Source organism: Paraburkholderia aromaticivorans (assembly GCF_002278075.1).
Lineage (GTDB): Bacteria > Pseudomonadota > Gammaproteobacteria > Burkholderiales > Burkholderiaceae > Paraburkholderia > Paraburkholderia aromaticivorans.
Genome location: NZ_CP022990.1, coordinates 1,876,615 through 1,894,372, shown reverse-complemented (window position 1 = coordinate 1,894,372; position 17,758 = coordinate 1,876,615). Strand labels below are relative to the sequence as shown.

Here is a 17,758-nt window from a genome sequence, read left to right as displayed (position 1 = left end):
CAAAAAGGATAAACGGTCTCGGAACTTGGTGCCGGCCGTGGCGGCTGTAATCGGTTATTAATCTGAAAGGTCTGGCGGCGCTTGTTTTCTGCCTTCAACAAAAATTTCCTTTTATTTCAATGTATTAAATATTGCAGACAGGTAAAAATCGCGCGTCGCCCGGGCGGCTAACATTACATATTCCATACAACCGTAAAATATAGAAACACTTCTGTTACCAGGGGTAAGCAATCCCGCGATTGATGCGATTTTATGCGTGTGGAATGATAGCGATTCTCATTTAACTTCAGCCAGCCATCCCGTCATCGGTGCCGTGCACACGAGACCGGCAGCCAGCCAATTGCCAACTTGTCATTGATTCCATCGCAGGTATGCGAATCGGGCAAGCGCATCTCTGACGGGATTTCCCATGTTCAACCACACGCCGCTCGCGACTGCGTTAGCGCTAGCTTTTGCCGTTCCCTTTGCGACCCCGGCGGTCGCGCAGACTGCTCCGCAAACCGCCTCGCCAACCGCGAATGCAGGCTCAACAGAGGCGACCGTCGCCGACAGCGGTACTCTGCCGACTATCGGCGTCACGGCGCAGGCGGAACAACAACAGGACTTCCAGGCTGAGCGTTCGACGGTCGGCGCCAAGACGCCCACGGCGCTGCGCGATATTCCGCAGACGGTCACCGTCATCAACAAGGCCGTGCTGCAATCGCAAGGCGCGACCTCGTTCCAGGACGCGCTGCGCAACGCGCCGGGCGTGACGATCGGCGCGGCCGAAGGCGGCCAGATCGGCAACAACATCAACCTGCGCGGCTTCACCGCACAGAACGACATCTACCTGGACGGGTTCCGCGACCGTAACCAGTACTATCGCGACACGTTCGACCTCGAAGAGCTCGAAGTTCTTTACGGTCCGTCGTCGATGCTGTTCGGGCGGGGTTCGACCGGTGGCGTGATCAACCAGGTCAGCAAGAAAGCGAACCTGAAGGACTCGGCGGAAGTCACGGGCATGATCGGCACGGACGCCAAATATCGCAGCACGGTCGATGTAAACCACAAGCTGACGGATACGTCGGCGATTCGCCTCAATGCATTCGGCCAAAGCCTCGGTTCGACGCGCGATGAGATGAAGAACAAGGACTACGGCATTGCGCCGGAAGTGCGCTTCGGGATCGGCACACCGACGGAAGTCACGATCTCCGCGCTGATCCAGCACAACTACGACATGCCTGACTACGGCGTGCAGGCGCTGAACGGCCACCCGTCGCCGGTGCCGAAGAACACGTTTTACGGCTTGACCACCGACCGCACCATTCAGGATGTGCAGACGGTCACGGCCGCGCTCAAGCACAAGTTCTCGGACAACCTGATCCTGACCAATCAGACGCAGTTCTCGCACTCGCGGACCGACGCGCGTGAAACCGCGCCGCAAGCGGTGTTGACGGGACCGCTCGCCACCAGTCCCGCTTTGAGCAACGGCAATTACACGACGTTGTCGCCGTCGCAACTGTTCATCAAGTTGCAAAGCCACGACCGTGTGATCGAGAACCACGCGTTGTACAACGACACGATGCTCCAATACAAGTTCGACACCGGCCCGATCAAGCACGACCTGATCGCGGGTGTCAGCCTTGGGCATGACAGCTATTCGAACCAGGCATACACGCGTAACAACCTGCCGGTCGTTTCGATGGTGAATCCCGCGTATCTGTCGTCGCCCGCGGGCGTGACGACAACAGTGGGCAACTACGCGGATTCCGGTTCGAACGAAATCGGCGCCTACCTGAACGACACCGTGTCGATCGGCCAGCATTGGAAAGTGATAGGCGGCTTGCGTTGGGATCGCTTCCAGGCGCAGATCCACAACACGATCAGCCTGCCGGGCTACGCGACGCAAACCAATTTCTTCACCAGCGTGCGCGCCGGCGTGATCTATCAGCCGACCGACTGGCAGTCGTACTACGTGTCGTACGGCACGTCGTTCAATCCGTCGCTGGAAGCGCTGACGGTGACCAACCTCACGCAGAACCTTGCCCCCGAGTCGACCAAATCGTACGAAGTCGGCGCGAAATGGGACCTGCTCGGCGGCAATCTCTCGGTGACCTCGTCATTCTTCCGCGAAGAAAAGAGCAATGCGCGAACCCAGGTGTCGCCGACCGAATACGAGCTCGACGGCGACGTGCGCGTCGACGGTTTTCAGGCCGGCGTGACGGGCCACATCACCGACAAGTGGCAAGTGTTCGGCGGCTACACCTACATGGACGCCATCATCCTGAAGGCGCGCGACGGCACGCAAGGTCACGTGCCGGCCAATACGCCGCGCAATACGCTGACGTTCTGGACCACCTACGCGTTCACGCCGCACTGGGAAATCGGCGGCGGTCCGACCTATATGTCGCCGCGTTATGCATCGAACACGAACTACGTGCAGGTGCCGGGCTACACGCGTTGGGATGCAACCGCGGCGTATCACGCGAAGAAATACGACGTTCGCCTGAACCTGCTGAACCTGACCAACAAGACGTACTACGACGCGCTGATTCCGTCGGACGGCGGCCGCTCCGTGCCGGGTATCGGACGCACGTTGCTGGCGACGTTCGACTACCGCTTTTGATACCCGCTGAACGGGTGCGTTAGGCTTGCCGTTGTCGAAGACGGCAAGCCCACGCAAAAGGAAACATCATGTTGCTGCACATCCCGAAGGTACTGGACGCCGAGCAGTTGCGCCTCGTGCGCGAGCGGCTCGACACGGCCGGCGACGCCTGGGTCGACGGCCGCGCGACCGCCGGCTATCAGGGCGCGCCGGTCAAGCGCAACCAGCAGATCGCCGAGCACACGCCGGTTGCGCGCGAATTGGGCGACGTGATTCTCGCGTCGATCGAACGCAATCCGCTGTTTATCAGTTCGGTGCTGCCGAACCAGGTCTACCCGCCGCTCTTCAATCGCTACGAAGGCGGCATGCAGTTCGGCAGTCACGTCGACGGCGCGGTGCGGGTGCTGCCCAACGGCGTGAAGCTGCGCACCGATGTCTCGGTGACGCTGTTCATTTCCGACCCGGCCGACTACGACGGCGGCGAACTCGTGATCGAAGACACATACGGCGTGCAGCAGGTCAAGCTGCCGGCCGGCGACATGATCGTCTATCCGGCGACCAGTTTGCATCAGGTCACGCCGGTCACGCGCGGCGTGCGCGTCGCGAGCTTCTTCTGGGTGCAGAGCCTCATCCGCAGCGATACACAGCGCGCCATGCTGTTCGACATGGACACCGCCATTCAACGGCTGAATGCCACCCACGCCGACGACGCCGCGCGCCGCAGCCTCGTCGGCATCTATCACAACCTGTTGCGTAGCTGGAGTGAACCGTGAGCGCACCCGAGGCAATCGACATTCAAGCGCCCGCGGGCATCGACCACGCGGGGCGCGAACCGCGGCGCCTTGGCGGCGGCGAGTTAAAAGCGCGCCACCAGCGCTCGCGCCGCGCCACCTTCGTCAAATGGTTGCGCAAGGTGCATGGCTGGATCGGCTTATGGGGCGCGGCGCTGGGTTTGCTGTTCGGCACCACGGGGTTTCTGCTGAATCATCGCGGCGGCCCGCTGCGGGTATCGACCGGCGAGCCGCAAGTCGCGCTGTTGCAGGTGCCGTTGCCGCAACCGGCGCCGCAGACGCCACGCGACCTGGGCAAATGGCTCAAGCACGAACTGAAGCTGGCGGGCACGCCGGGGCGCGTTCAGAAAGAACCGGCGCATCCGGTCGCGTGGGGCGAGCGCAGCATCGTCCAGCCGGAGCACTGGCAAATGAACTTCGCGTCGCCCCGCGAGAACACATCCGCCGAATACTGGGTCGGCAACGGCTACGTGACGGTCAAGCGCAGCGAGAACACCTTTCTCGCGATGCTGACGAATCTGCACAAGGGCGTGGGCCTGAGCGTCGGCTGGGTGCTGCTGATCGACACGCTGGCCGGCAGCATCATCTTGCTGTCGCTTACCGGCGTGCTGCTCTGGACGGAGTTGAACAAACGCAAGACAGTCGGCGCGGTGTTGGTACTGGGATCGATCGTCGCCGCGGTGTGCGCAGGATTGCTGTAAAAGCCGCCGCGGGCAGGGCGTGATCGCCGGGCAATCCGCGGCGCGGGTCGCCTTGTGATCGGGAAGATCGCCTTGCCCGCGCGTTGCATCGAGGTACGTTTTACCGTTATTTCAAGCTCGTTTTGCGTCATCCGGTTCGCGCCGCCGGCATCGCCCGCGGCACGTTCATTCCGGCACGGCGAAAGGCCCACTCGTTCGGGTCCCGGCGCGTCCTCTCGCCTTCCTCCCGCATCCGTCTACGTGCGAGAATCGCGCTACACCAGTTGCGAGTAATCGTTGGCCATCCGTCGGATCAGGCACCGCTTTTGCAACTGCGGTCCGCACGAATATGACCCCGCCGCGTCGAGGAGATCGCGTTGAACGAGCCGGACCGCCTCTTATCCGCTGCATCATCCCCCGGCCTTGCCGCGCCGTCCTTTCTCGCCGGCGGCGGCGAGCTGGGCGCGCTCATCCGCAACTACGACTGGACGCGCACGGCGCTTGGCGCGCCCGACACCTGGCCGCAAGGGTTGAAGATCGCGATGCGCATCATGCTCACGTCGCGTCAGCCGATCTGGATTGGTTGGGGCGACGAGCTGATCTATTTTTACAACGACCCGTACAAATCGATCATCGGCGGCAAGCATCCGGTCGCGCTCGGCCAACCGACCAAAGTCGTCTGGCGCGAAATCTGGACCGATATCGAGCCGCTTCTGAATACCGCGCTGGCGGGCGCCGAAGGCATCTTCGTCGAACAGAAGCTGCTCATCATGGAGCGCAACGGCTTTCCCGAGGAGACGTATTACACCTTCTCGTACAGCCCCATTCCTGGCGAGGACGGCGAACCCGGCGGCATCATCTGCGCGAACAGCGACGGCACTGCGCAGGTGGTCGGCGAACGGCAACTGGCGCTGCTGAAGGAGCTGGCGGCAGTCAGCCCGGACGGCCGCGACTGGCGCGAGGCGTGCAAACTCAGCGCGCGTGCCTTGCAGTCCAATCCGCAAGACCTTCCGTTCGCGTTGCTGTACGCAGCCGAACCCGGCAGCGACACGGCCACGCTGGTCGGCGCGAGCGGCATCGAGCCGGGTCATCCAGCGGCGCCGCAGTCGCTGAACCTCGGCGGCAATTCGCCCTGGCCGCTCGGCGACGTGCTCGACACCCAGGCGCCGCGCATGGTGCGTGACTTGACGCAGCGGTTCGGCGCCGCGTTGCCGAGCGGTCCGTGGCATCTCGCGCCGGAACAGGCGGTCATCCTGCCGGTGTCACCCGGCAGCGAGACGACGCAAGCGGTGGTGCTGATCGCCGGCCTGAATCCTTGCCGCCTTTTCGACGACGCCTATCGCAGCTTCCTGAACCTGGGTGCCGGCCAGATCGGCGCGGCGATCGGTTACGCGCGGGCTTATGAGGAAGAGCGGCGGCGCGCGGAAGCGCTCGCCGAAATCGACCGCGCCAAGACCACGTTCTTCTCCAATATCAGCCACGAATTCCGTACGCCGTTGACGCTGATGCTCGGTCCACTGGAGGAACTGCTCGCCAAGCCGCAACTTGCCGCGAGCGGCGACAACGCGCGAGTGGGCAGCGATATCGAGGACCGCGCGCTGATCGAGATCACGCATCGCAACGGCTTGCGTCTGCTCAAGCTCGTCAACGCGCTGCTGGATTTTTCGCGCATCGAGGCGGGACGCATGCAGAGTCACATGCAACCTACCGACATCGCGAGCTTCACCGCCGAACTCGCGTCGCTGTTCCAGTCCGCGATGGAGGCGGCCGGCCTGCGTCTCGAAGTCGAGGTTCCGGCCACGCCCGTGGTCGTGCAACTCGACCGCGAGATGTGGGAAAAGGTCGTGATGAACCTGCTGTCGAACGCATACAAGTTCACGTTCTTCGGCGCGATTCGCGTCGCGGTTCGCGTGGTTGCCGGCAAAGGCGTCGAGGTCAGCGTGACCGATAGCGGTATCGGTATTGCGGAAGAAGAAGTGCCGCGCCTCTTCGAGCGCTTTCATCGTGTGGCGGGCGCGCCGGGGCGCTCGGTCGAAGGCAGCGGGATCGGGCTCGCGATGGTTCAGGAGCTCGTGAAGCTGCACGGCGGGACGGTGCGGGTCGACAGTGTGTTGGGCCAGGGCGCGTGCTTCACCGTCTTGCTGCCGCGCGGCGTTGTGCCTTCCCTGTCCGAAGACCCGGCCGTGCATGCCGCCATGAGCAAGAACGCGCGCACCTATGTCGATGCCGCGTTGCGCTGGAGTCCGGAAAACGAAATCCTCGCCGATGCAGCGGTCGAAGCGACGTCGGCCGTCGAGGTGCCCGCCGACGCGGCGCCGGGCGCAGCCGCGCGGCTGCTGGTCGTCGACGACAATGCGGATTTGCGTGAGTACATGAGCCGCATCCTGCGCGCGGCGGGACACGAGGTGCGTGTCGCCACGGACGGCCAGGCCGCGCTCGAAGCCGCGCGGCAGGAGCGCCCGGATCTGGTGCTCTCCGACGTGATGATGCCGCGCCTCGACGGCTTCGGCTTGCTGCGCGCGCTGCGCGCCGATCCGGATCTGCACGACATGCCGGTGCTGATGCTGTCCGCCCGCGCGGGCGAGGAGGCGCGCATGGACGGCATCGAGCACGGCGCCGACGACTATCTGACCAAGCCCTTCTCAGCGCGCGAACTGCTGGCCCGTGTGGCGGGCAATCTGCAACTCGCGCGCTTGCGCCGCGAGACCGAGATGAAGTTGCGCGAAGAATCGCGCACGCTGGAGATTCTCAATCGCGTCGGCTCGACGGTGGCAGCCGAACTCGATTTGAACCGCGCGGTGCAGATCGTGACGGACGCGGCCACCGAACTGACCGGCGCGGCGTTCGGTTCGTTCTTCTACAACGTGCTCGACGGAAAAGGCGGCAGCTACATGCTGTACACGCTGTCCGGCGTATCGAAGGAAGCGTTCGAGCAGTTTCCGATGCCGCGCAACACGGCGGTCTTCGCATCTACGTTCATGGGCGAAGGCATCGTTCGGGCCGACGACATCACCCAGGATCCGCGCTACGGCCACAATGCGCCCTATCGCGGCATGCCGGAAGGCCATCTGAAGGTACGCAGCTACCTGGCCGCGCCGGTGCGGTCGCGCAGCGGCGAAGTGGTCGGCGGCCTGTTCTTCGGCCATCCGGAGCCCGGCGTGTTCACCGAACGCGCTGCGCGGATCGTGGCCGGCATCGCCGCGCAGGCGGCGATTGCCATCGACAACGCGCGTCTGTACCAGGCGGCGCAAACCGAAATCGCCGAGCGCACCAAAGCGCAAAGCGCGCTGCGCGATCTGAACGAAACGCTGGAGCGCCGCGTGATCGAGACGGTCGCGGATCGCGACCGTCTGTGGGAGTTGAGCGAGGATCTGCTGGTGGTGGCCGATATCGACGGCCGCTTGCAGCGCGTGAGCCCGTCATGGAGCAACGCGCTCGGTCATAACACGAATTGGCTGATGGCGCGTTCCTATGTCGACCTGGTTCACCCGGATGATGTGGAGGTTGTCCGCACGCATCTCGCCGAGCTGCGCCGCACAGGCGCGCCGGTGCGTTATGAAAACCGCTTCAAGCGGATCGACGGTACGTGGCGCTGGGTCGCGTGGACGCTTGCGCTCGATCCCGACACGGCGCGGATTCACGGCGTGGGCCGCGACGTCACCGCCGACAAGGAAACTACCGAGGCGCTGCGCCAAGCCGAAGAAGCGTTGCGCATGGCGCAGAAGATGGAAGCGATCGGCAAGCTCACGGGCGGCGTCGCACACGACTTCAACAATCTGCTGCAAGTGATAGGCGGCAATCTGCAACTGCTGGCGAAAGACGTCGCCGGTTCCGATAAGCCCGAGCAGCGTGTGCGCAATGCGCTGGCCGGCGTGGCCCGCGGCGCGAACCTCGCCTCGCAACTGCTGGCGTTCGGGCGGCGTCAGCCGCTGGCGCCGAAAGTCGTCAATCTCGGCCGCTTCGTGCGAGGGCTCGACGATATGCTGAGGCGCGCGCTGGGTGACGGCGTCGAAATCGAAACGATCGTGTCGGGTGGCTTGTGGAATACGCTGGTCGATCCGTTCCAGGTCGAGAACGCGCTGCTGAATCTGGCGATCAACGCGCGTGACGCCATGAACGGCCACGGCAAGCTCACGATCGAAGCCGGCAATGCCGCGCTCGACGACGCGTATGCGAAGCGCAACCTGGAGGTCACGCCCGGCCAGTACGTGATGCTGGCGGTCACCGACACGGGCGCCGGGATGTCGCCGGAAGTGCGCGAGCGCGTGTTCGAGCCGTTTTTCACCACCAAGGCCGAGGGCCAGGGCACGGGCCTCGGCCTGAGCATGGTGTATGGCTTCGTCAAGCAGTCCGGCGGCCATGTGAAGATCTACAGCGAAGAGGGGCACGGCACGACGATTCGCATTTATCTGCCGCGGGTGCGCCAGCAGGAAGACCTCGAAACCAATATCGACGCCGGTCCCGCCAAGGGCGGCACGGAAACGGTTCTGGTGGTCGAGGACGACGAGGAAGTGCGCACGACGGTGGTAGAAATGCTGTCCGATCTCGGCTATCGCGTGCTGAAAGCGAAAGACGCGCAAAGCGCGCTTGCCATCGTCGAAAGCGGTGTGCCGATCGACCTGCTGTTTACCGATGTGGTGATGCCGGGGCCGCTGCGCAGCACCGAACTCGCCCGCAAGGCGCGTGAACGGCTGCCGGCGATCGCGGTGCTGTTCACGTCGGGCTATACGGATAACGCGATCGTGCATGCCGGGCGGCTCGACGAAGGCATCGAATTGCTCAGCAAGCCCTACACGCATGAAGCGTTGGCACGCAAAGTCCGCTACGTGCTGCAAACGCAGAATCCGCAGGCGGCCGGCATCGGCGAGGCGGAGCAGGCTCTTCTCGAGGTCGCGCCACCGGCCCTGCCGGATGGCGTCGACAGTTTCGCCGCTCAGACGCGGCTGCGGATTCTGCTGGTGGAGGACGACGAGCTGATTCGCATGGGCACCGCCGAATTGTTGCGCACGTTCGACTTCGACGTTCTGGAGGCCGAAGGCGAGCACGACGCCAGGCAGATTCTCAATGAGCATGCGATCGGCGTGATGCTGACCGACGTGGGACTGGCGGGCAAGTCGGGGATCGATCTGGCGCTCGAGGTGTGTGCCGAGCGGCCCGATCTGCGCGTGATCTTTCTGACCGGCTACGACCTCGTGCTGACGCCGGAGCAGCGCAAGGTTTTGCCGCACGCGATCTCGCTGCGCAAGCCGTACGATCTGCTCGATCTGACCGATGCGCTGAAAACGCCGATGAGGTGAGTGGGCTGCACTGAGTTTGCTGAGCTGACTCCGCTGCGCCGCACCCGCCGCGCTGAATCCGCTACGCCGGGCCCGCTTCCCTAAGCCAGCTAAGGCAGGCCGGCACTTGCCGCCCTGTCAGCGGGGATATGCGCGCTCGCGCTAGAATTCCCGCAGACCGCCAACGCCGTTGGCTCTGCCGGAATTCGCCGATGACCACACCCGCCAACCCCGTCGACGCCGCGCTCATCACGCGGCGGTCGATTCGCGCCTTTCTGCCCACTCCGGTGCCGCGCGCCGATATCGAAGCCATTCTCGAAGCCGCCAGCCGCGCGCCGTCGGGCACCAACACGCAACCGTGGAAAGTCTACGTGGTGACGGGCGAGTCGCTCGCACGCCTTTCGCGGGCCCTGCTTGCCGCCCACGACGACCCGCAGCGCGACGCGCTGTACCAGGAAGAATATCCGTACTATCCGCATCAATGGGTTTCACCGTACATCGACCGGCGCCGCAAAATCGGCTGGGATCTGTATGGCCTGCTCGGCATCGGGAAAGGCGACAAGGCGCGCATGCATCAGCAGCACGCGCAGAACTACCGTTTCTTCGGCGCACCGGTGGGCTTGTTCTTCACCATCGACCGCGTCATGGAGCGCGGCAGCTGGCTCGACTACGGCATGTTCCTGCAGGCGGTCATGACAGCCGCGCGCGGCCGTGGTCTCGACACCTGTCCGCAGGCTGCGTTTACGCCGTTTCATCGGGTGATTGCGGCGCAGCTCGGCTTGCCGCCCGAAGAACAACTGGTGTGCGGCATGTCGCTCGGTTTCGCCGACGAGCACGCGCCAGTCAACGCGTTGCGCACCGAGCGCGAGCCGGTTGAGCGTTTCACACGATTTCTCGATTGACGGCGATCGATCAAGATTGATCGCGGTCGAGGCCAGCCCCCACTTTCCATCGGACCCATATGAAAACATCGCGCCGACATTTTCTGCTGCTGGGCGTGAGCGCGGGCTCGGCGCTCGCACTCTCCCGTGCCGCGTTCGCCGACTCCACGAACCTGCTCAGCGAAACCGATCCTAAAGCGCAAGCGGTCGGCTATAAGGAGGACGCTTCCAGGGTCGACAAAGCAAAATTCCCCGATTACGCCGCCGGACAAACCTGCGGCAACTGCTCGTTGTTCCAGGGTAAAGCCACCGACACCTACGGCGGCTGCACCCTATTCGGCGACAAGCAGGTCGCCGCGCGCGGCTGGTGCAGTTCGTATTCGACTATGTGAACCGCGAGAGGCGGCGCGTCGTCGATGCCCTACGCGCCGCGTTGCAGGCGGTCAATTCAGCGCGCTCAGCACCAGTTCGTGCGAACGGCCGATCCACACGGCCGCGTCGCGGTGATCGCGCAGCGCGTCGCCGGTATTCGGGTGCACGAAGATATCCAGTGAGCCGTGATTCAGCGTGAGCCAGCCGACCAGATCGGCGAACTGTTCTTGCGCAAACGCAAGCTGATACGACCACATGGGATGCGGTCCGACCGGGCGCTCGTGAAAGCGGCCCAGTTGCAATGCGCCGCTCCAGCGCGCTTCGATCTGCTCGCGGAACGTCCACGCGGCGTCGCGGCTGCTCGCATCGAAATATACGTGGGCATGCCAGCTTGAAATGGCGGAGGTCTCGCGAAAGGTCATGGCAGATCCATTATGTATCAGTCTTTATCCGACATTCATTCTGCTTCAATTTCCGCCGACGCGCGCGGCGCGCGCCTCATGTAAAACTGTCTCTCATCTTCGCCGACGGTCTCGAAGCCGAGCCGTTCGTACAGGCGCTTCGCGGGATTGCCTTTGAGCACCTTGAGGGCGACCGGCAAGGCGTCGGTCTGCGCGGCGCGCAACACGCACTGCAGCGCGCGTTCGCCGATGCCGCGCCCTTGAAGCGCCGGCGTGATCTGCAATTGCACGACCACCCATTCGGCGTCGCTGCGATGCGCCTTGAGCAGGCCGGCCGGCTCGCCGTCGATGCAAATCACGCGCGCCGTGTCATATCGATGCAGCAGACGCGCGCGATGCTCGGTGTCGTCCGCTGGTTCGCCGACGCGCGCCAGGTGTTCTGTCATGGTCGCCTTGCGCAGCTCGAACAGGAAGGTCACGTCCGTCTCCAATGCCGGACGCAGGGTGAAGGCAGGTTCTTGAACGGGCATGTTGGTCGCGTTGCCGGCGTACCGCCGGCTAGTAAGAATGGTCGTGAATTGTCGCGCCGGCAGCGCTTTTTTACCACGCGGACATGTGTGTGACTCCCGACCTAGCCGTGCACAGGTCGGGCCGGTGCCGGCGGTGGACGGTCCGCGCCGCTGCGGATTCGCGTGTTACCGCGTGCTCCGCTTCAGGCGTGATCGGCGTTTGCGGCTCGCCGGAGGCATGGCGTCGGCTGTTTGCATGGCATTCGTCGCGCTTCATCCGACGCGCTGCGTGGCCTTTGGCATGCGCTTTGCTTTTGCCTCATTCGCGAATTGCTGGCGCAGGCGTGGTCGAAGCCGAACCGCCAGGCAACGCCAATCTGGCATAACAACGAAAAATGCTGAATACGAAACCACACATTGTCACGCACGGGGTCGATGGCGACGCGATGACGCTCGTCTTTTATCCCGACACCGGCTGTCTGCGCTTTGTCGATATGCGCGGCATTTGCCACGAGCTTCGGCCGCCGCATTCCTGGTTCGCGATTGCGTCCGCATCGCGAGGCGTGCGCCGCGGCACACATGCGATGACGGAAGGGTTGAATGCACTGCTGCACGATTTCTGCGCGAGACGTCCGCGCTGGTTGAGCGGTCCTGCGCTTCTATCGACGCGTGCGCCCGCGACGCTATCGACGCATGCGCCGGCTCACGCGACAATGGTTCAACTCACGCCGAGCGCGGCCGTGGCGCGCTAGCGTGCATTGATCAGTCGAGAAGGCGCGACGCGTGGCTGCGAGTACGAATTCAGTTTCTTCTGGTGTCGTTCGTTCAACACGGCGAGCGGCTTAACGACTTTGCGAGGTGGGCTATGGAGATTATCGAGCTTGAACCAAGCGTCTCGGCAGACGGGCGCGCGGTGATTTTCCAGCTTTCGACGCGAGGACGGGACCTCGAGTGCGCCGTCACGCGTGAGGCCCTGGAACAGCATTTCTGGTTGCAACGCGACGCCGGCGAGGAACGCGTATTGAAGACGTTCGCGGACGGGCGCAAACGTATTACCGCCGTGGCGGAAAGAAAAATGCTGGCGCGTCCAGGCGAAAAAGTGCTGCTCACGATCAGCGATTTCGCCGCCCGCGGTTGATGACCAGGCTCGACCGGCATCGCGCGTTCCGCTCGCGCGATGTCGTGCCGTGCAACTTCACTTTCTTCGAAAATCCGATGAGCGACAGCGAACACGCCGTCGCTCATGTCTGAGGAAAACGGCCTGCATAGGCCCGTTACGCCGATTCGCCAAACTGGCCTGCCAATTCCCCTCGTTTCGCGCAATTGCATTCGCGAGTGCGGGCATACACTGTTTTCCATGGCGCGACAAATCACCGAGCCCATCGACGCGGTCTTCCCCCCGCGTTGTTTTGAACCGTACCGTTGATGGCAGTTTGCCGCGGTTGTCGAACGCGGCAGGGCAGTAAAGCAGTAGGTAGTAGAAGCAATGTAGGCGCGCGCGCTCCATGCAATTTGCGCGCGATTCAGCTGGGGGTTGCAGCCAGGTGAAGTTGAAGGCAAAGGGCCCGGCTGTAATGCAGTGGTAGTTCGAGTAACGACGGCTTTAGCAGGTGTAGTTCAAGTAGCAACTCTGTTAGTTTGTGGTGGGTAAAGGTCGACAAGCATCCACGCGCGAGTACGACTGTTCCATCCTGTCCGACCCTGTTCCCTTGCGGGAACAGGGTTTTTTTTCGTCTGCTCGCGCAGCATGACTTGCAATTGGCGGGTTCGGGCCGATATGCGGGCGTTGAACAGCGTTTGCGGATGGGATCGAACGGCCGGCTGCTCGCTGTGCTGCATATAAATCGGACTTGAGGTAGTTTAAGTCTGTCTTAATAGTTGCTTGCCATGATGGCTGCACAGACTCGCATTCGGGCCTGTCGAGCCGCCGGCGTATCGGCGGTGTTTGCCACCGCGGAGCGCAAGAAATCCGGTGACGAAGCCGAGAGTTAGAGAAGGAGGTTGAACCGATATGTCCAGTAAATCGCGAGTCCGCAAGCACAATCAGTCGGCCATGTCCCCGCTGTTGCGTGCGCTGACCTACAGCCGCACAGCTCATGAGCCCGTCACCGCGGCGATGCTTCTGCAGGGCTACACCGCCCTCGATGCATTCCGGCATGGCCACGGCTCGCGGGATCTGCACATGACCTTGAGCCGGCATTTGCTAGTGTCGCAGGAGCTTGCGCGGCTGGGCCTCGGCGAGGACCTGCTTGCGGACATCGAAAGCGCGCACGCCGCGATGGTTCGGCTCGACGCGCGTGAACGCGACGAAGGTGCGTGGACCCTGGAAGACAGCGAATACGCCCGCTTGTGCACGGCGCTGGCGATTCTCGACGGGCAACTGTCCGCGGCATCGTTGAGCGAGATTGCGAGCGCGGAAGCGAGAATGATCGAAGGATTGATGAGGTCCGCGCAGGTGCAGGCCATTGCGGAAGCCACGGTCTGATTCGTACGGTTTTCTGCGTCCGTACGCAAGAATGAAACGCCCCACATGGGGCGTTTTTTTCAGGCGCGCTTGACGTGCGCAAATTACGAGTCTCCGTAAGACGCCCGATTGCCCGTCACCCCGAACCCGGAGCGGGTTTGCCGGAGTCTTTCATGCTTGTTAGACTGCCTTTCGCCAACCCACCGCGAGCGCGATTTTTGCCTCTTAAGCTTCCGGGGCGTTCACGTCTGCGGCGCGATCAATCGGAGACGCCATGTCTTATATGCTGCTCATCGTCGAACCCCCGAGTCAACGCATTGAACGCGGTGAAGCCGCGGGCCGCGAAGTCTATGACCAGATGGTCCGTTTCGCCGCCGATCTGAAAGAGCGCGGCAAACTGGTCGCGGTCGAGTCGCTCACTTCCTCGAGTGACGCCGTGCGCGTGCAGGTCCGCGACGGCCAGCCAAAACTGCTCGACGGTCCGTTCGCCGAAGCCAAGGAAATGATCGGCGGGTTCTTCCTCCTCAATTGCGATACGCGCGAAGAAGCCGTGGCCATCGCGCAAGCCTGCCCCGCGGCCACGTGGTGCACGGTCGAAGTCCGCAAGCTCGGGCCTTGTTTCGCTTAGACGATTCGCGCATCGACGGCATGGTCTTGGGGTTTTCCCTGGTGGATCGGCGGCCATGTCGATCCGGCCGCGCGTTGCTCGTCGTGTGAGTAAGAAGGCTGGCACGGTGCGCGGCTTTCGCTCTCACAACGAAACGGAGTCACGGCGATGCGATTCATGATCCTCGTAAAGGCGACGGCCGCGAGCGAAGCCGGCGAGATGCCGGAAGCGTCCCTCATGGCCGCAATGGGTGCGTACCACGAAGAGCTGACCAAAGCCGGCGTGCTGCTCGACGCCACCGGCCTGCAACCGAGTTCGAAAGGCTGGCGCATTCGCTACAGCGGCGCCAAGCGCTCGGTGATCGACGGCCCGTTTGCGGAAACCAAGGAACTGCTTGCCGGCTATACGCTGATCCAGGTGCGCTCGCGTGAAGAAGCCATGGAATGGGCGCGACGCTTTCCGGCGCCCTTTGGCGAGCAAGTCGACGGCGAAATTGAAGTGCGTCAGTTATACGAACTCGACGACTTCGAACCGAGTCCCGAATTGGACCGGTTCCGCGAGCTGGAAGCGGGCAAGCGCTGAGGCGGGAACGGCAGCCCCGCTGAACGCGGCGCACGGCGGCAAAGCGGCAAAGCGGGCACCGTACGCACCGGCGGAGGTGCGCTGAAGCCGTCCGGCCAAGAACTCATCAACGGACACCATCATGCATAAGCAGATCTACGTCAATCTCGCGGTGGACAACCTCGAACGGTCGAAGGCCTTTTTCAGCGCGATCGGCTTGAACTTCGAGCCGCAATTCACGAACGGGCAGGCGGCCTGTCTGATCCTCGGCGAGAACATCTACGCCATGCTGCTGGTCAAGGACCTGTTCAAGTCGTTCACACGCAAGTCGCTGTGCGATCCGAACGAGAGCACCGAGGCGCTGGTGGGCCTGTCGTGCGAAAGCCGGGAGGCAGTGGATGCGCTGGTCGCGAAGGCACTCGCCGCGGGCGGCACGGTACCGCGCGCGCCGCAGGATTATGGTTTCATGTACGGACACGGCTTCGAGGATATCGACGGCCACATCTGGGAGCTCATCTACATGGACCCGAACGCCAACGCGGCGGGCTGAGGCGTGACGACGGCCGCCACCCACCGTGCCATCGAGGCAGTCTGGCGGATCGAATCCGCCAAGGTCATCGCTCACGTCGCGCGGATGGTGCGCGACGTGGGGCTCGCCGAAGAGCTGGCGCAAGACGCCTTGGTGGCCGCGCTCGAACATTGGCCCGACGCGGGCGTGCCCGACAATCCTGGAGCATGGCTGATGGCGACCGCAAAGAACCGCGCCCTCGACCGCTTGCGGCAGGAAGCGCTGCATGCCCGCAAGCATCAGGAGCTGGGGCACGATCTCGACGCGCTGGAGGCGCATCTCGTGCCCGATTTCGTCGATGCGCTCGACGCCGCCCGCGCCGACGATATCGGCGACGACCTGCTACGGCTGGTGTTCACCGCGTGCCACCCGGTGCTGTCCACCGACGCGCGCGTCGCGCTCACCTTGCGTCTGCTCGGCGGCCTCACCACGGACGAAATCGCGCGCGCGTTTCTCGTGCCGGAGCCGACCATCGCGCAGCGAATCGTGCGGGCCAAGCGCACGCTCTCGGCGGCCAAGGTGCCGTTCGAAGTACCTCAGGCGGAGGCGCGCGCGCCGCGGCTCGCATCGGTGCTGCAGGTCATCTATCTGATTTTCAACGAAGGCTATTCCGCCACTGCGGGCGACGACTGGATGCGTCCGGCGCTATGCGAGGAAGCGCTGCGACTGGGCCGCGTGCTGAGCGGTCTCGTGCCCGGCGAAAGCGAAGTGCATGGCCTCGTCGCGCTGATGGAGATTCAGGCCTCGCGCACGCATGCACGCACGGACGCGCAGGGTCGCCCCGTGTTGCTGCCCGATCAGGATCGCAGCCGCTGGGATCCGCTCCTGATCCGTCGCGGACTCGCCGCGCTCAACAGCGCGCATGCGTTGGGCGGCGCGAGCGGTCCATACGCGCTGCAGGCGGCGCTCGCCGCCTGTCATGCCCAGGCGCGCCGCGCGGAGGATACCGACTGGGCGCAGATCGTCGCGCTCTATGACGCGCTTTCACAGGTCGCGCCGTCGCCGGTGGTCGAGCTCAATCGCGCGGTGGCGGTCGGCATGGCGTTCGGCCCGGCTGCCGGACTGGAGATTGTCGACGCGCTGGCAGCCGACGCCGCTCTCGCGAATTACCACTGGTTGCCGAGCGTGCGCGGCGATCTGCTGGCGAAGCTCGGCCGCGTGGACGAAGCGCGTGCCGAATTCGAACGCGCTGCCGCGATGACGCGCAATGCGCGTGAGCGCGAGTTGTTGCTCGAGCGTGCGCGCGGCATGACGCATTGAAGCTCGCCGCGTATGGCGCTTGCGCTCCACGCCGTGTCAGACGGCGCACGCCCGCAGCAGATAAAACTCACGCGGGCCATATGCTTGCGGCGGGTCGCTGAGCGGTTCGACGAAGCGGGTAATGCCGATCCGGTCGAATCCCGCGGCCACGCAGGCGGCCTCCAATGCCGTGGCGTCGTGCACGGTGAAGCCGTACTCGGCGAAAGGCATGTCGATGGCGGCGTCGGGCGTGATGGCCGCGATCACCAGCGTGCCGTCCTCACGCAGCACGCGGCGAATCTCTGTCAGACCGGCCTTCAGGTCGGGCCAGAAATACGTGCTGTTGATCGTGATGGCTTTGTCGAACGAAGCCTCGGCGAACGACATGGCGGTGACGTCGGCGATTTCGAGCCTCGCCTGGCCGTCGCGCACAAAAGCCGCGTTGCGGCAACGGGCGACGGCGATCATGGTGGGCGACAGATCGATGCCGGTGAAACGCAACCGCGCGGCCTGATCGAGCACGTAGGCAATATGGCCGCCGTTGCCGAGGCCGACTTCGAGAACGCGCTCGTTTGCGTGCAGATCGAGCAGATCGAACGACGTTATGATGGCCGCGCGATTCGATTGCTCCAGCATCTCGCCGACGGCTATGCCGATCTTGCCCGCAGGGCAGCCGAGTTGGGGAAGGAGAATGCTTTCTTCGAGGGCGGCGGTCGTCACCTCGCCTGACGGATCAATAGTTTCTCTCACAGCGATTCCTCCATGACAGATCGTGCCGGATGCGGTGCCCGCCGAAGAAGCGGGACACTAATACGGCATCCTTAA

At 63.7% G+C, this 17,758-nt stretch carries 16 protein-coding genes; 13 read left to right on the top strand and 3 right to left on the bottom strand.

Annotation, left to right across the window (positions count from 1 at the left end):
* Nucleotides 1-409 precede the first annotated feature (409 nt).
* The 6 genes from CJU94_RS28185 (at nucleotide 410) to CJU94_RS28160 (ending at nucleotide 10,604) form a co-directional block, all read left to right on the top strand.
* On the top strand, nucleotides 410-2,605 hold the full coding sequence (locus tag CJU94_RS28185) for a TonB-dependent receptor (RefSeq protein WP_095421890.1): 2,196 nt from the start codon (nucleotides 410-412) through the stop codon (nucleotides 2,603-2,605).
* Nucleotides 2,606-2,673: 68 nt separating this feature from the next.
* Nucleotides 2,674-3,357, top strand: a complete 684-nt coding sequence (locus CJU94_RS28180) for a Fe2+-dependent dioxygenase (protein WP_095421889.1) — start codon at nucleotides 2,674-2,676, stop codon at nucleotides 3,355-3,357.
* Nucleotides 3,354-4,076, top strand: coding sequence for a PepSY-associated TM helix domain-containing protein (locus tag CJU94_RS28175; protein WP_095421888.1), 723 nt, complete (start codon nucleotides 3,354-3,356; stop codon nucleotides 4,074-4,076). Before CJU94_RS28180 ends, CJU94_RS28175 begins: the two co-directional genes overlap by 4 nt.
* Before the next feature lie 356 nt (nucleotides 4,077-4,432).
* A complete protein-coding gene (locus CJU94_RS28170) occupies nucleotides 4,433-9,352 on the top strand; it encodes a response regulator (RefSeq protein ID WP_244221003.1) in 4,920 nt (1,639 codons plus the stop codon).
* Nucleotides 9,353-9,543: 191 nt separating this feature from the next.
* Nucleotides 9,544-10,233, top strand: a complete 690-nt coding sequence (locus CJU94_RS28165) for a nitroreductase (protein ID WP_095421886.1) — start codon at nucleotides 9,544-9,546, stop codon at nucleotides 10,231-10,233.
* A gap of 59 nt (nucleotides 10,234-10,292) precedes the next feature.
* A complete protein-coding gene (locus tag CJU94_RS28160) occupies nucleotides 10,293-10,604 on the top strand; it encodes a high-potential iron-sulfur protein (RefSeq protein ID WP_095421885.1) in 312 nt (103 codons plus the stop codon).
* Nucleotides 10,605-10,655: 51 nt separating this feature from the next.
* Here the strand turns inward: CJU94_RS28160 and CJU94_RS28155 are convergent, their stop codons facing one another.
* Nucleotides 10,656-11,006, bottom strand: coding sequence for a DOPA 4,5-dioxygenase family protein (locus CJU94_RS28155; RefSeq protein ID WP_095421884.1), 351 nt, complete (start codon nucleotides 11,004-11,006; stop codon nucleotides 10,656-10,658).
* Between the two features lie 35 nt (nucleotides 11,007-11,041).
* Entirely contained in the window at nucleotides 11,042-11,515 is a 474-nt protein-coding gene (locus tag CJU94_RS28150; protein ID WP_095421883.1) for a GNAT family N-acetyltransferase, read from the bottom strand.
* A 374-nt stretch (nucleotides 11,516-11,889) separates the two neighbouring features.
* Here CJU94_RS28150 and CJU94_RS28145 point away from each other — a divergent pair, with 374 nt between their 5' ends.
* The 7 genes from CJU94_RS28145 (at nucleotide 11,890) to CJU94_RS28115 (ending at nucleotide 16,954) form a co-directional block, all read left to right on the top strand.
* A complete protein-coding gene (locus tag CJU94_RS28145; RefSeq protein ID WP_244221002.1) occupies nucleotides 11,890-12,246 on the top strand; it encodes a hypothetical protein in 357 nt (118 codons plus the stop codon).
* 113 nt (nucleotides 12,247-12,359) lie between these two features.
* On the top strand, nucleotides 12,360-12,632 hold the full coding sequence (locus CJU94_RS28140; protein ID WP_095421882.1) for a DUF1488 family protein: 273 nt from the start codon (nucleotides 12,360-12,362) through the stop codon (nucleotides 12,630-12,632).
* 873 nt (nucleotides 12,633-13,505) lie between these two features.
* Entirely contained in the window at nucleotides 13,506-13,979 is a 474-nt protein-coding gene (locus CJU94_RS28135; RefSeq protein ID WP_095421881.1) for a hypothetical protein, read from the top strand.
* Between the two features lie 253 nt (nucleotides 13,980-14,232).
* The gene (locus CJU94_RS28130) at nucleotides 14,233-14,586 is read left to right on the top strand and encodes a YciI family protein (RefSeq protein ID WP_095421880.1); all 354 of its coding nucleotides are present in this window, start codon (nucleotides 14,233-14,235) and stop codon (nucleotides 14,584-14,586) included.
* A gap of 147 nt (nucleotides 14,587-14,733) precedes the next feature.
* Nucleotides 14,734-15,147: a YciI family protein gene (locus CJU94_RS28125; RefSeq protein ID WP_095421879.1), complete on the top strand. Its 414-nt coding sequence runs from the start codon at nucleotides 14,734-14,736 to the stop codon at nucleotides 15,145-15,147.
* 121 nt (nucleotides 15,148-15,268) lie between these two features.
* The gene (locus tag CJU94_RS28120; protein ID WP_095421878.1) at nucleotides 15,269-15,676 is read left to right on the top strand and encodes a VOC family protein; all 408 of its coding nucleotides are present in this window, start codon (nucleotides 15,269-15,271) and stop codon (nucleotides 15,674-15,676) included.
* A gap of 3 nt (nucleotides 15,677-15,679) precedes the next feature.
* Nucleotides 15,680-16,954: an RNA polymerase sigma factor gene (locus CJU94_RS28115; RefSeq protein ID WP_095421877.1), complete on the top strand. Its 1,275-nt coding sequence runs from the start codon at nucleotides 15,680-15,682 to the stop codon at nucleotides 16,952-16,954.
* Nucleotides 16,955-16,990: 36 nt separating this feature from the next.
* Here the strand turns inward: CJU94_RS28115 and CJU94_RS28110 are convergent, their stop codons facing one another.
* A complete protein-coding gene (locus CJU94_RS28110) occupies nucleotides 16,991-17,683 on the bottom strand; it encodes a class I SAM-dependent methyltransferase (RefSeq protein WP_095421876.1) in 693 nt (230 codons plus the stop codon).
* Between the last annotated feature and the right edge of the window lie 75 nt (nucleotides 17,684-17,758).